Genomic DNA, 14,613 nt, shown 5'->3' on the forward strand with positions numbered 1-14,613 from the left:
GTGGTAGACGTGACAGAAGTACTGTTATTCGTCGGAATCCTCGTTGCAGTCTTCGTCGGATACAACATCGGCGGTGCGACGACCGGTCCGGCGTTCGGTCCCGCCGTCGGCGCGAACATCATCTCGAAGGGGATCGCTGCGGCGCTGATGTCTGTCTTCTTTGCGATCGGCGCGTTTACCATCGGGCGGCAAGTCGTCGACACGCTCGGGAACGAACTGGTGACGAGCACCGAAATTTTCACGCTCGAGGCGAACGTCGCCGTGCTCTTTTTCATCGGCGGCGCGCTCTTTATCGGCAACTACGCCGGCGTTCCCGCCTCCACCTCGATGACGGCGGTCGGCGCGATCGCCGCGCTCGGGTTCGCGACGGGCGAACTCAACGTGGCCGTCCTCGGGGAGATCGCGATCTGGTGGATCGTCGCCCCCATCATCGGCTTCTGGATCGGGGGTGTGGTGGGCCGGTACTTCTACACCCGAATCAACGAGTGGGTGGCGATCGAAGAAAACACCACGGGGTCGCCCTTGCTCAGCATCGATACCACGGGCTACGTCCCCCGTCTCGAGACCGTCGCCGGCGTCTCGAGACGCGAGTGGACTGGTTCGATCCTCGTCGTGGTTATTGGGTGTCTCATGGGGTTCAGTTCGGGAACGAGCAATATCGCAAACGCCGTCGCACCCCTCGTGGGTAGCGGCGAACTCGCGGAAGATCCCGCGCTCATCATCGGTTCTATCGCAGTCGCGATCGGCGCGTTTACGATCGCTCGGCGAACTCTCGACACGCTCGGAAACGATATCACGAACCTGCCGCTCACCGCGGCGGTCGTCGTCGCCGTGATAAGTTCGACGATCGTCGTTGGCCTCTCCTGGATCGGCATCCCCGCGAGTTTCGTCGTCATCGCGACCATGGCTATCGTCGGACTCGGCTGGGGTCGCGCGACCAGAACGACGCGACTCTCGGACGCCGCTCGAGGCGAGGAGACGGCGGTCTCGGTCGGTGCGCTCACGGCCGACGAGGAGGGCGAGCCGTCCCCGGAAATCGGCGAGGAGCAGGTTAGCGACATCCCGAAAGCGTCCGATCTCTTCGATCCGACGACGACCGCGCGCGTGATTCTCATGCAAAACGTCGTCCCGCTCATCTCGACTGTCGGCGCCTTCCTCACGTTTCGTTACGTTCCGCTCTTTGGATTCTAGGCGTTTGCTGCGTTTTTATCCATATTTTTCATTCTATCGGAGATACCGTACGGAAACGAAACGACTGACGAGTTCTTTCCCGATATATCGTCAATCCTATGTGAAAGACAATCGGACTCCATCCCAAAGATCGACCCCACGTTATTCCGAAGCCGCTTGGTCCAGTGAGCTGCCCGAAATGAGAGGTGCTCGGTCCAAGTAATCCTGAAAAATAAAACATCACGATGAGATATAGAGCAACGACAAGTGCGGCACCAATACGATACACTCGACGTTTCGTTACAGGTCGAGTGTGCCAGATCACCCAGACTGAGGCGGTGAACCAAATAAATGGAAGGACGAAATGGGTCCACCGGCTCCCCATATCTCCTGTGAAATATGCGTACACCAACCCGGCGATCAACTGTGCGGCGAGGAGGAGATTGAGCCACGTGCTTGACTTGAGAACCCGGCTAATGCGATCAGTTTCGAGTGTTGCTTGTGACATGATGGGTAGTGTTAGTATGAATTTCTACGTCTGTTAGTTCTGCAGGTCATCACTCGGATACACGCGGTAGGTTCGACCCTGTCGTTCCCGATACAGCAGCCCGCGCTCCTCGAGTGAACTCACGGTCTGGCTCACTTTACTCTTTGAGAACTCAGATCGATCCCGAAGTTCGATCTGCGTGATTCCAGGCGAGTTCAGGACGGGTTCAAGGACGCGTCGTTCATCATCCGGTAAGAGATCGAGAACGCGCGCTTGCGGATCCGATTCAGGATTGATAGGCGTCGCCGGCGAGGCGTCATCGTCTATCGATGTAGGCGTTGCCTCCGATACCTGATCGGGGTCGATGTGATCCGCTGAGTCGGTTGTCGAATCGATGAGATTCCCTCGAACCACGTAATAGATGCCACCGATACTGCCTGCGACCAGAAGGGTTCCAACCACGTACCAGAGAGGATCTGGACCGTGAATCGCCCCCATAGACGAGTCCATCATCGGCCCCATCGACTGCTCGATAGCGCGACGCTGTTGATAGGCCCGCCAACTGAGTAGTCCGCCAGCCAAGAGGACGAACCCAAGGAGCACACCAACGACGGTATCCGCTGGACGTTGGTTCATATGACATCCCCTTGTTTCGATATCTGACTGCTCATACAATCAATTTTGGCGCGACAGGTGTGACAATTGCGGATTGAAGGTGCGATGATGAAGTGCTTCACAGCGGATGAACCACAGTACATCTATCAGTGATCGTGATCGTGGTTTGTTATCTGCGGGCTTTGATCAGCAAATTCCGTGGGCTCTTCCTCGAATGCCCGCTTACAGGTCTTCGAGCAAAAATAGTACGTCATCCCATCATTGGACGCACTCGGCCCCTCATCGTCGGTCCGCATGCCACACACCGGATCACGATACTGACCTGGTGCGCCGATTCCACGTCGGTAGACATACAGGAGGAACCCGGAGAGCGCGAAGGCGATAATATTGAGGTAGAACGTGTAGTTGAGCTCGAAGTACGTCTGTTCGGTCGCCGTCTCGCCACCGGCCAGATCTGGTACGATGCCGAGGGCGTCGAACAGCAACTCCATGAGGAAGCCAGTGAACGCCATCGTCACGAAGAAGACGCCAAGGATGTACAGCATGATCTTCCAGCCGTAGTACTTCCGGTAGACGTTCAGCACGGGCACGGTGATGAGGTCGGCGTAGACGAACGCGATGATCCCGGCGAAGCTGACGCCACCGCCCCACAGCGCGACGGCGAACGGGACGTTGCCCATACTGCCGACGAAACTGAGGACGGCGATGATGACGCCCATGACGGCGTTCTCGGCAGTCACGAGCAGGCCGTCGCCCTGAATGAACAGCGTGTTCCACACCCACTGCGGGACGAAGACGATGACGAACCCAGAAATAAGGAAGCCGGCGACGATGTCTTTCCAGATCATCGACCACTCCTTGCGGTACTGATTCCCGACCTTGTACCAGCCACCCCACGACAGCAACTCGTCACGCCACCCGCCGCTACTCGACGTCTCCTGGCGATAGGTCTCCATACAGCCCTCCGAGCAGAATTTGAGCGTCTCACCGCCGTCGGTCGTGAGCGTGTACTCGTCTTTCCCCTCCATCCCGCAGGTGGGATCTTCCGTGACGCCCGCCTGGCGGTCGCGCTCGTTGAGCTTCTCGCGGACTTCGTTAAACAGGTTTTCGGGAAGCGTAAGGTGGACGATGGCGGCCATGACGGCGATGAGAATCAGGCCGCCGAGCAGTTCCGCGACGAGGAACTCCCAGCCAAGCAGGATGAGAATCATCAGCCCTAGTTCGACGATGAGGTTCGTCGACGCGAACATGAACGCGAGGAAGTTCACCGCGTGCGCCCCCTTCTTGAACAGGCCCTTCCCGATGGCGACGGCGCCGAAACTACAGCCACTGCTTGCTGCTCCGAACACAGTCGCCTTGGTAAGTCCAGTTAGATCGCCCTCACCCAGCACCTGTGCCATCCGCTCCTTCGAGACGTAGACCTGGACCAGACTCGTAATCGTGAGGCCCATGATGATCGCCCACGCCGCCGTCCAGAGAAATCCGACACCGATACGAAGGGATTCAAGAACTCCGTCGATTATCGTCGCCTGCATAGGTGTATCATTGTAGGGATCATCTATTGCGGTTTTGATTAGAATATACTGCCTATGAGGGTATCAGTACTATGGCATCGTAACCGTCGGCCATAGATGATCTATCGTGAAGAGGGGAAAACATTGCAAACCTCCACAAGCTCCACGGAATCCGACTTCAGATTCAAAAGGGGAATCTGATTAAATCACGCCGACGTATTAGAGGCTAATGGGACCAGTAGAGACCGATGATATCCCAAATGAGGGGAACACCACCTGGAAGAACAGCCTTCGCCGGCCTGCTCGGTTGTCCAGTACGGTAACTGTCACATCCACTTCCTAATTTACGATGGCTGTCGATCTGGCAATCCATGATGCACTCGTTCTCACAGCCGACGAGCGGAACCGCCTGTACGAGCGCGGCACAGTATGCATCACCGATGGCTGTATCGAAGAAGTCCGACCATCACGTGCAGGAGACGGAGAATTAGAAGCGTCCACCGTTATCGACGGGAACGGGAAACTGGTGATGCCGGGGTTGGTGAACGCCCACACGCACTTGGAGATGACACCGCTCATCGGTGCGTTTAGCGAACTCGAGCTGACGGAGATGCTTGGGAGTGGGACGGCCTTGTTTAACAGATTAGGGAACGGCGAATTCGAGTACCTCGTCGAGGCAGGCGTCGAGCTCGCAGCGCTCAATTTCCTCTTGGGCGGTGTCACGACCGTGAACTCGATGGACGCACGGCCTGCCGCAGGTGCAGAGGCGTTCGGGGAAGCAGGGCTCCGCGGATTTTTCGGCCCGGCGATCTCGGACCTCTTCTGGGACCAACCAGTCGATCAGCAGTTCTCCCGTGCTCGCGAGTTCGTCGAAACGTACCACGACACGTACGAGGGCCGAATCAGGGCGACGATCTGCCCGCACGACGACTGGTCGTGTACCAGGCAGCTGTGGGAACGGACCGCGTCCCTCGCCGCAGAGTACCCGGACCTGCTCGTCCACACGCACTTGCTCGAACTCGAGGAGAGTAACACGATGGCACGAGCGAACGGTGGCGAGGACTCGGTGGGATTGCTCGACGACGTTGGACTCCTGGACGACCGACTGGTCGCTGCTCACTTCCGCCTCGCCGACGAAGAGGACATCCAGCGAACCGCCGAGGCGGACGCGGCTGTTGCGCACTGCCCGTCCGTCTTCTGTTACTGGAATCCGGACGGGGAGACGCAGTGGACGCCCGTTCCCGAGCTTCGAGCCGCCGGCGTCGACGTCGGAGTAGGGATTGACGACCACTACTGGCACGACTCGTACAGCATGTTCGGTGAAGCGCGGCAAGCTCGGCTGGCGGCAAATCTCAAGCGTTCAGCCGGGCAGTTCGACTCGATGGAACTGATACGAATGCTCACTATTGAAGGCGCACGCGCGCTGGGGATGGGCGACGAGATCGGCAGTATTGAAGCGGGAAAGCGCGCGGATATTATCCTCCTCGACGTCGACAAACCGAAGTTCACGCCACGGACCAATATTCCTGCACAGGTCGTGAACAACGCGGTGCCGGCCGACGTCGAGACAGTGATCGTTGACGGCGACGTCGTCCTCCGGAATGGTGTGCCCGAGACAATGGACTCGGACGACGTGCGACAGCGAGTAAATCAGGCTGTCGAACGCTTCATGGACGAGACAGGCTGGGAGTTAGACATTGGTGGTAGTGAACCGCCGACCAGCATCGAGACTGTACGGGACCTCCCAAAGCGTGGCCCTGCGCGACTCCTGACTCGCCTCGCGATGCAATCCGCGCGTGATCGGTTCTCCTTCTAAGACCCTGCCAGCGTAGGGGTGGTTCCCCCTCAGGAATTTCTGTGGGCGCGAACGAACGCACGTCGCAGGACGGTCAGAAGAACGTACGTCTCGTACTTCTGGGTCTGGCAGTGCTCGCAGGGCTGCATATCCTCGACGATCTCCTCAATAGCGTCGTCGTACTCGTCGGTGAGCGTAGTGAGCGCGTCCGTGATCTGGGGCTGGGCAGCGTCGATCATCTCCTCGACGGCGGCGTCGGCCGAATCTGGTAGTGAGTACGAGAGGACGATCGTGTTCGCGTGGTAGTACTTCGTCGTCCCACCACGCCCCTCCTCGAAGCGAACGACGTCGACGAGGCCCGCATCCCGGAGCTCGTTGATGTGATGGCGGACCGTGTTCTCCGTCCGGTCGATGCCGCGATCGTCGAGGCGTTCGTGGACCTCGGTCGCAGTTAGGGCTTCCTCGGACAGAATGTCGAGGACCATCGCCCGCATCGGCTCGTCGATGGCGTCCGAAATCCGAGTGTCTCGCACCGCGATGTCGTCGAGACGGTGGTCGGTATCGGAATCACTCATACGAGAACTGAGCGCGAGCACGCGGGAAAAGGTAGCGGGGCAGGAGTCGGGTAGGTGTCTGTCGAGGTATCCAGTACAGGATGGACCCGCGATAGCGAAAGCCCTAGACGACCCGTTTGACTGTTCCAACGACCCGTATCCGAATTCAAACATATCATCTAAAAAATACTTATTGAGGTACGGGCACTATCTCAAACTGTAATGAGCGACACAACCCAATTCCGCGTCCTCGACTTCGACTGCCGACCTGCGCGAGTACCGTCGAACGCGCCCTGTCGAACGTCGACGGCGTCCAGCACGTCGAAGTCCACTACGCGACCGGCCGCGTCGAGATCGAGTACGACGACAGCGTCACTGACCCCGACGCCTTCGCAGAGACCATCGAAAACCAGGGGTACACTCCCCAGCCCGCCTAACACTATGAACAAACAATCGATCACGCAGTACTACCGGAACCACCGGAAGGCCATCGTCACGGCGACGAGCGGCCTGCTGTACGGCGGTGGCTGGAGTCTCGGCTACCTCACGAGTTTCGAGATGGCAAGCGCCGCCATCCTCGTCCTCGCGACGGTCGTGGGTGGCTACGACATCGCCAAGACCGCTTACCACGAGGTCACCAACCGGACGCTCGGCATCAAGACGCTGGTGACGCTGGCCGCCATCGGTGCTATCGTCATCGGGGAGTACTGGGAAGCCGCCGCCGTCGTCTTCCTGTTCAGCCTTGGCAGCTACCTCGAAGGCCGGACGATGCGGAAGACCCGGACGGCACTTCAGGAGCTACTGGAGATGACGCCCGACACGGCGACCGTCCGTCGCGACGGGACACTCCAAGAGGTCTCCGCCCGCGATGTCGAAGAGGGCGAAGTCGTCGTCGTAAAGCCGGGCGGGAAGATCCCGGTCGACGGAACCGTCGTCGACGGCGAGAGCGCAGTCAACCAGGCGCCGGTCACCGGCGAGAGCGCGCCCGTCCACAAGGCCGACAGCGACGAGGTGTACGCCGGGACGGTCAACCAGGAGGGCGCGCTAGAAATCCGGACGACGGGAGCGGGATCGGATACGACTCTCGAACGGATCATCCGTCGCGTCGAGGAGGCCCAGGAGGCTCAGTCGCCCACGGAGAGTCTCATCGACCGGTTCGCGAAGTACTACACGCCGGCCGTCATTGCCCTGGCTATCGGCGCGTACGCGGTCACGCAGAACGCGATCCTGTCGCTGACGCTGCTGGTCATCGGCTGTCCGGGCGCGCTGGTCATCGGGCCACCGGTCAGCATCGTCTCGGCCATCGGTAACGCCGCCCGGTCGGGCGTGCTGATGAAGGGCGGCGAACACCTCGAACGCGCCGGCAAGATCGATCTCGTCGCCTTCGACAAGACGGGGACGCTCACGAAGGGCGAGACCACCGTCTCCGACATCGAGGGGTTCGGCGTCGCCGCCGCCGACGTCCTCTCGCTCGCAGCGACCGCCGAGAAGAAGAGCGAACACCACCTCGCGGACGCCATCGTCGACATGGCCCGCGAACGCCAGACGGCTGCGACGGACGGTGGAGCGACGGTCGCCCAAGCGGACGATACGGACGTGGGGCGCAGGTCGGTCCCCGATCCCGACGACTTCGACGTGGTCGCCGGCAAGGGCGTCATCGCCCATGCCGATGGCCAGGAAGTCGTCGTCGGCAACCGCGCGCTGCTGGACGACCGCGACGTCGATGTCCCCGATCGGGTCGCCGACTACGTCCGCGAGCGTGAGGGGCGCGGCGAGACAGTCGTCCACGTCGTTCGGGACGGGGACATCATCGGCGCGATTGCGATGCGGGACGAGCTCCGGGAGGCCGCTCCTGGGGTCGTCGCGGCGCTCCAAGACGCTGGCATCGAGACGGTGATGCTCACCGGCGACAACGATCGGACGGCCGCTGCCGTTGCCGAGGAGGTCGGTATCGACGAGTACCGTGCCGAACTCCTCCCCGAGGACAAGCAGTCCGTCATCGAGGGCTACCAGGCCGACGGCCACGTCGTCGCGATGGTCGGCGACGGCATCAACGACGCGCCATCGCTGGCCACTGCCGATGTCGGCATCGCGATGGGTGCTGCGGGAACGGACACCGCTATCGAAACGGCTGACATGGCGTTGATGGCCGACGACCTCGAACGCATCCCGTACGCGGTCAAACTCAGCAAGGCGACGCGCTGGAACGTCCTCGAGAACGTCGGGATCGCGGTGCTGACCGTGACCGTCCTCCTCGCGGGCGTGCTCACCAGCTACGTCACCCTCGCGTCGGGAATGCTGGTCCACGAGGCCAGCGTCCTCCTCGTCATCCTCAACGGGATGCGACTGCTCCGCTACTGACCACGAGACACGATCACAACCACAACTCATGACATCGAATTCGACTGCGACTGACACGACCCAGACGAGAACCAATTGGCAGGTCGACTACGACGTCGAGCCGATCGAAATCCGCGACCCCGTCGCGGAGGCCCTCGACGTCCTCGAACCGGGCGAGCCGTTCGTCATCGCTTATAGAGACGCGGTGAAAGAGGCAGGACACTCCTGTCCGACTGCCTCGGGCGCCTACCGGATCGTCCAGCTCGGGCTCGACGCCCTGTATCCCGACGACTATCCAGTCCGGAGCGAAATCGAGGTCCAGACGGCCGGCCCGCAGGAGGATGCTGCGTACGGCGTGATGAGCCGTATCATCTCGTACGTGACTGGCGCGACCGGCGATGACGGATTCAGCGGGCTCGCCGGCGGCTATGGCGGCCGCCGCGACCTCCTGTGCTTCGACGGGTTCGACCCGGACACGGCGGACCCGACGTTCCGGTTCCGGCGAACCGACACGGACGAGACCGTCGAAGTGGCCTACCACGTCAGCGACGTTCCTAGCGGTGGACCCGCAATCGGGAACCTCCAGAGGATTCTCGACGGATCGGCAAGCGACCAGCAACGGGAGGCCTTCGCTGACGCTTGGCACCGCCGCGTGCAGGCTGTTCTCAGAGACGCCACCCTATTCTCCGTCGAAGGGGTATGAACGCGGCGGTGTACCCCTCACACTCGTAATGAGAGTTACCGCGATATACTGTTGGGCTCCTTGGGTACCTTGGTAGCGCCATCACCTAACTCGCCGACATCGATATGAGAGTACCCCACGCAAACCATCCCCTCAGAGTTGTCCAAGTATCGAGCTACAACCGCCAACCCAAATACTCAAACAAGAATCTCGCCCATCCCGCGTCAACTGCCATATGGAGCAAGGTAATAACGGCGAACGACGAGTTCTCGGTCAGGGCGCGAAACCGTTGTTCGGACAGTTCGAGCTCGTGTTCACGTGCTTCGAAACCGGTCGCATAGTAGCCGAGCAGGATTCCTGCAGCCATAAAGAGACCGACGTCATTAAGAACGAGAACAGTCGGCTCGCCGGCGGGTACTTGTTCGAGTGAGATGATGAATAGTACCCAGACGGTGACGGCCACGCCGACGAGTGCGCCACCAAGAATCCACATAGCCAGCTGAATGATACGGTCGGTTGGATGTGTTCGTGCCAGCCAAGTTCCGCCAATGATGAGGCTAACTCCGACAATAAACGGAAGTGATACTTCGATAAAATCCACGACAAGGTTGTTGGTATCATTCTCGTAGAGATATCGGAGCACTCGCTCGGCGTTGCTCGGCTCCTCGAGTTCCGCGGAGGTGTGCTCTTCGAAATCCTCGATATCGATCGACATACGGGAACCAACGAGCCGGATCATCAAGAGTGTATCCGAAATATTATTGATATGGGCTGTACGCTTGTATTCTTGTATCCTTGTACTCTTGTATCTGACACATTCACCTTATTGGCAAGCGGAGACAGGCGGGCTGACGATGAACCAACACGGAGTGGATCGGATCTGCCTGCGACACCGAACCTGAGGGAGTAGACGGTATCGATTCAGGTGGTCCACCCGCTTCTCGGCGAGCGGACGAACCCAAACGCTTGAATCCTCCCGGTCACTTCCAGTTGATAATGAGTGATTTCGCGGACTCGCCGGCCGTTCGCCGGCTCGTAGACTGGAATCTCGAGCGACTCGAGTCGCTCGCCGCCGAGTACGACACGCCGCTTTACGTGATGGATCTCGATCGCGTGAAGGAGAACTACGGCCGGTTTTCGGCCGCGTTTCCCGATGCCCACGTGATGTACGCGGCGAAAGCGCACACTGGAAAGGCGGTCCTCGAGGCAGTGCTCGAGGTCGGCGGGACGATCGAATGTGCGGCCTGGGGCGAACTGCAACGCTCGATCGACGCCGGTGCGGACCCGAACGAACTGCAGTACACCGCCGTCAACCCACCGGACCACGACCTCGACTACGCGACCGACCTCGCCGTGGATAATCCGGGGCTGACGATCACCATCGGCGCGGTCGACACGCTCGAGCGCCTCGCAGATCGGGGTTACGACGGTCGCATCGCCATTCGGATCAACCCCGGCATCGGAACGGGCCACCACGAGAAGGTCGCGACCGGCGCGGACGCGAAGTTCGGCATCCCCTACGAACGCGTCCCAGAGGTCGCCGACCGCGTACGCGAGGCGTTCGACCTCGTCGGCCTCCACGCCCACGCCGGCAGCGGCGTTCTGACCGCCGGGCTCGAGGACCACTGTCGCGCCATTTCTCGCATCGGCGAGATGGCCCGCCGGGTCGGCGACGAGGACCTCGAGTTCGTCGACGTCGGCGGCGGCTACGGCGTTCCCTACCGTGAAGACGACGAGCCACTGGACCTCGTGAAGACCTCGAATATGGTCCGCGAGGCGGTTGGCGACCTCGACGCCCAACTCAAGCTCGAGCCGGGTCGCTACGTTGTCGCCGACGCGGGGCTAATCCTCTCGGAAGTGAACACGATCAAGGACGCGCCGGACACGACCGTGGTCGGCATCGACGCCAGCCTCGCGACGCTCATTCGGCCCGCGATGTTCGGCTCGTATCATCCCATGCGCAACGTCAGCGCGCCCGAGCGCGAGCCCCACGAGGTCACCGTCGGCGGGCCGGTCTGTACCAGCGCAGATGTCTTCGCTCACGATCGGCCGATCGCCCGGCCGGAGCGCGGTGACGTCGTCGCGATCGGTAACGCGGGATCGTACGGCTACGAACTCGCCAGTCAGTTCCACTCCCAGCCCCGACCAGCGGAAGTGGCGCTCGAGGACGGAAAGGATCGGGTCGTTCGCCGGCGCGAAACGCTCGAGGACGTAACGCGCGTCGAGCGCGAATCGGGGCAGTAGATGGGCTTCGATATCGCGCAGTTCCACGCCGACGCGGTCCGGACGCCCTCCCACGAGGACGTTTCGGAGATGCGGGACCTGCTCCGTGAGACGCTTCGCGACGCCGGGCTCGAGCCGACGGTGGACGACTACGGGAACGTCCTCGCCAGCCGAGGCGCCGGCGGACAGGGATCGACCGACGGAACGGACGCCTCCGGCCCGCACATCGTCTTGAACACCCACATCGACACCGTCGCTCCGCACGTTCCCTACGAGCGAGACGGCGATATCGTCCGCGGGCGCGGGGCCTGTGACGCGAAGGGGCCGCTCGCCGCCCTGCTCGCCGCGTTCCTCCGGGTCGAACCGACCGACGGGACGCTCACGCTCGCGATTACTACCGACGAGGAGACGCTGATGACCGGCGGGGCGGGACTTCAGGAGACGCTGGTCCCGTCTGCCGACGGCTTCATCGTCGGCGAACCGACGGACCTCGACGTGTGTACCGCCGCCCGCGGCCAGTGCGAAGGGACGATTACCCTCGAGGGCGAAAGCGGCCACGCGGCGAAGGTACCCGCTGACCGAAACGCGGTATTCGGCCTCGAGACCGTTCTCGAGGCGCTTCGAAGCTACGACGACGAGGCCGGACCGGGCGCGGACGCCACGCTCGGGGAGCCGAAACTGACGGCGACGATGCTCGAGGCCGGCGAGGCACCGAACCGCGTTCCGGACCGGTGCCGGCTCACGTTCGACCGGCGGAGCGTCCCGCCGGAGACGAGCGAGTCGTTCCGTACGGATCTCGAGGCGTTTCTCGACGACCGCGTTCCGGACACGCTCGAGGCCTCCGTCGATCTCATCCGGCCCGATACGCCGTTCCCGAAGGCGTTCGTCACGGACGAGGACGACGCGCTCGTTCGGAGTCTTCGAGCGGCGAGCGGCGGCGACGTCCGGCCGTTCGGCGCGGCGACCGAAGCCGGGTTCTTCGCCGCCGACGCGCCGACCGTCGTTTTCGGACCGGGTGTCCTCGAGGACGAGGACGGCGGCGTCGCCCACGCTGAACGCGAGTACGTTCGCCTATCCGACATCGAGCGAGCGACGGCAGCGGTCCGCGAGACGCTCGAGGAACTCGTCGGCTGATCGGCAGCGAGACCGCTCGAAGAAGTCATCGAACGGCTTCGCAGCACATTCTGTAACGGCCCGTAACTCTATTACTCCCACGCGAGTACTCGACTCGTATGGGACGGTACGGAAAACTCGATTATCCCCATCTGACGAAAGCCGGGTTCCTTCTCGGCCTTGGATTGCTCATTATTGGCGTCGGCGGCGAGTTCGTCGGGCAGACGTACTTCGGCGGTCTCCCCGCCTGGGAGGATACGCTGTTGTATGCCCTCTCGATCGTCGGCCTCCTTGTCGGCTTCTTCTCGCCGTTCGTGTTCGGCATCTTCCTCCCGCTCACCGAATAGGAAGACCCCTGGCCGTTTTCGATAGCTCGATCTTGAGTCGTATGAACACGTTTTCGCTGTTTCCTGTGACCGTGAGCGCGGTTTCCTTGGTTCCGCGACGCACACCCACGAAATGCCTTTACGGGCTGACTGACTAGTCAGTTACTATGTGGCAATTGAAACATCGAGGCTGGCCGAGGGAGTCGGATCGGCCGCTCGAACGGACTCCCCTCCCCGATCGTACCGACGCGTTCCCCCGCTCGAGAGCCCTGCCAGCGGATAGTCGCCGATCGTCGGGTGGAAGATGAGCGCGGCCGGCGAAGATCGATCCGTCGATGTGACTAACGGAGAGCTGTTGAAGCCGATCGTCTTTCTCGCGATTCCGCTCGTGTTGACACAGCTACTGCAGGTCGCGTACAACATCGCGGATACGTTCTGGGTGGGCCGGGTCGCTCCGACGCCGTCGCCGCGATCTCCTTTGCGTTTCCGATCATCTTCCTGGTCATCAGTATCGGCGGGGGCTTTACGGTCGCTGGCACCATCCTAATCTCCCAGCACAAGGGTGCGGACAACGACGAGCGGGTCGATCACGTCGTCGGGCAGACGATGTCGTTCGTGCTTCTCGTCTCGCTGCTCGCCTCGATCGTCGGCTACGTTTTCGCACCGCAGTTGCTCACGCTCGTCGGTGCCGAGGCCGGGAGCGCAGTCCACGGAATGGCCGTCGACTACACGCGAGCCTGGTTCGTCGGGACGGTCACCGTCTTCGCGTTCTTCATGTTTCAGGCGCTGTTGCGCGGGTGGGGCGATACGCGAACGCCGCTTTACCTGATGACCGTCAGCGTCGTTCTCAACGTCGTCCTCGATCCGTTCCTCATCCTCGGGTTCGAAAGCAATCCGCTGTTCGGCGCGCTCGGGCTGGAAACGCTCGAGTCGTCGCTATACTCGCTGACCGGCTTCGCCGGCCTCGGCGTCGAAGGCGCGGCGATCGCGACGGTGTTTAGCCGGGCAGTCGGCGCTGTCGTCGGCGTCTGGCTGCTGTTCTCAGGTCAACTGGGTATCCGACCCTCTATCTAGCAGTTCCGCCTGCAACTCGAGACCGTGAGGAAGATCGTCCGCCTCGGAATCCCCGCGGGGATCGAACAGAGCACTCGAGCACTCGGCCTGACGGTCCTGACGGCGCTGGTAGCCATCGCCGGTTCGGACGCCGTCGCGGCCTTCGGCGTCGGCAGTCGTGTGTACGCGGTATTTACCCTCCTCTCGCTCGGGATCGCGCAGGCGACCGAGGTCGTCGTCGGGCAGAATCTCGGTGCGGAGCAGTCAAACCGCGCCCGCAACGGCGTCCTATTGAACGCCGGGATCATCGGCGGGGCGTTCGCGGCGATGAGCGTCGTCGTCTACGCGTTCGCACCGGAGATCATCGGCGCCTTCTTGACCGGTGAGGAGTCGGCGACGGTGATCGACATGGGTGCCGAATTCCTCACGATCGTCGGTCCGACGTTTGCGTTCCTCGGGGTATTTCAGATCCTGATGGGGGCGTTCCGCGGCAGCGGAAGCACCCGGATCGCCATGGCGTTCTCGATCCTCTCGCTGTGGATCATCCAGGTCCCGGTCGCCTACGGGCTCATCCAGTGGGGTGGGTTCGGCGAGACCGGCGTCTGGTACGCGATGGCCATCTCGAACGTCGTGAGCGTCGTCGTCGCCGGCCTCTGGTTCTTCCGCGGGACCTGGACGAGCGGCGTCATCGACGCGCCCGCGTCGCCGACCACAGACTGATCTCGACTCCACGTTTCGAGG

General features: G+C 61.7%; 11 protein-coding genes and 2 pseudogenes. 9 read left to right on the forward strand and 4 right to left on the reverse strand.

Annotated features, from left to right (window positions below; translation table 11 throughout):
- Nucleotides 1-9 precede the first annotated feature (9 nt).
- Nucleotides 10-1,191, forward strand: a complete 1,182-nt coding sequence (locus EL22_RS10775) for an inorganic phosphate transporter (protein WP_050051506.1) — start codon at nucleotides 10-12, stop codon at nucleotides 1,189-1,191.
- Nucleotides 1,192-1,711: 520 nt separating this feature from the next.
- Here EL22_RS10775 and EL22_RS10780 read toward each other — a convergent pair.
- Together EL22_RS10780 and EL22_RS10785 are read right to left on the reverse strand one after the other, a co-directional pair.
- Nucleotides 1,712-2,293, reverse strand: coding sequence for a MarR family transcriptional regulator (locus EL22_RS10780; RefSeq protein WP_004048657.1), 582 nt, complete (start codon nucleotides 2,291-2,293; stop codon nucleotides 1,712-1,714).
- 125 nt (nucleotides 2,294-2,418) lie between these two features.
- Nucleotides 2,419-3,807: a permease gene (locus EL22_RS10785; protein WP_049986199.1), complete on the reverse strand. Its 1,389-nt coding sequence runs from the start codon at nucleotides 3,805-3,807 to the stop codon at nucleotides 2,419-2,421.
- 328 nt (nucleotides 3,808-4,135) lie between these two features.
- Here EL22_RS10785 and EL22_RS10790 point away from each other — a divergent pair, with 328 nt between their 5' ends.
- Nucleotides 4,136-5,602: an amidohydrolase family protein gene (locus tag EL22_RS10790; RefSeq protein ID WP_050051507.1), complete on the forward strand. Its 1,467-nt coding sequence runs from the start codon at nucleotides 4,136-4,138 to the stop codon at nucleotides 5,600-5,602.
- 29 nt (nucleotides 5,603-5,631) lie between these two features.
- Here the strand turns inward: EL22_RS10790 and EL22_RS10795 are convergent, their stop codons facing one another.
- On the reverse strand, nucleotides 5,632-6,156 hold the full coding sequence (locus EL22_RS10795) for a helix-turn-helix domain-containing protein (RefSeq protein ID WP_004048660.1): 525 nt from the start codon (nucleotides 6,154-6,156) through the stop codon (nucleotides 5,632-5,634).
- A gap of 201 nt (nucleotides 6,157-6,357) precedes the next feature.
- Between EL22_RS10795 and EL22_RS16085 the strand changes: the two are divergent.
- From EL22_RS16085 to EL22_RS10810, 3 genes and pseudogenes are all read left to right on the forward strand, one after another.
- A pseudogene (locus EL22_RS16085) lies at nucleotides 6,358-6,572 on the forward strand (heavy-metal-associated domain-containing protein).
- 4 nt (nucleotides 6,573-6,576) lie between these two features.
- The gene (locus EL22_RS10805) at nucleotides 6,577-8,496 is read left to right on the forward strand and encodes a cation-translocating P-type ATPase (protein ID WP_006186939.1); all 1,920 of its coding nucleotides are present in this window, start codon (nucleotides 6,577-6,579) and stop codon (nucleotides 8,494-8,496) included.
- Nucleotides 8,497-8,524: 28 nt separating this feature from the next.
- Nucleotides 8,525-9,178 carry a hypothetical protein gene (locus tag EL22_RS10810; protein WP_006186940.1) on the forward strand — a complete coding sequence of 218 codons (654 nt, stop codon included), beginning with the start codon at nucleotides 8,525-8,527 and terminating at the stop codon, nucleotides 9,176-9,178.
- 154 nt (nucleotides 9,179-9,332) lie between these two features.
- On the opposite strand, the gene EL22_RS10815 is transcribed toward EL22_RS10810, so the two are convergent.
- Nucleotides 9,333-9,872: a hypothetical protein gene (locus tag EL22_RS10815; RefSeq protein WP_156184107.1), complete on the reverse strand. Its 540-nt coding sequence runs from the start codon at nucleotides 9,870-9,872 to the stop codon at nucleotides 9,333-9,335.
- Nucleotides 9,873-10,153: 281 nt separating this feature from the next.
- Between EL22_RS10815 and lysA the strand changes: the two genes are divergently transcribed.
- The 4 genes and pseudogenes from lysA to EL22_RS19310 all read left to right on the forward strand — a co-directional run bounded on the left by lysA (nucleotide 10,154) and on the right by EL22_RS19310 (nucleotide 14,592).
- Nucleotides 10,154-11,401, forward strand: a complete 1,248-nt coding sequence (gene lysA / locus EL22_RS10820) for a diaminopimelate decarboxylase (RefSeq protein WP_050051510.1) — start codon at nucleotides 10,154-10,156, stop codon at nucleotides 11,399-11,401.
- Nucleotides 11,402-12,514: a M20 family metallopeptidase gene (locus EL22_RS10825; protein WP_050051511.1), complete on the forward strand. Its 1,113-nt coding sequence runs from the start codon at nucleotides 11,402-11,404 to the stop codon at nucleotides 12,512-12,514.
- A 98-nt stretch (nucleotides 12,515-12,612) separates the two neighbouring features.
- Nucleotides 12,613-12,840, forward strand: coding sequence for a hypothetical protein (locus EL22_RS10830; protein WP_050051512.1), 228 nt, complete (start codon nucleotides 12,613-12,615; stop codon nucleotides 12,838-12,840).
- 283 nt (nucleotides 12,841-13,123) lie between these two features.
- A pseudogene (locus EL22_RS19310) lies at nucleotides 13,124-14,592 on the forward strand (MATE family efflux transporter).
- Nucleotides 14,593-14,613 lie beyond the last annotated feature (21 nt).

The organism is Halostagnicola sp. A56, from assembly GCF_000691505.1.
Taxonomy (GTDB): domain Archaea; phylum Halobacteriota; class Halobacteria; order Halobacteriales; family Natrialbaceae; genus Halostagnicola.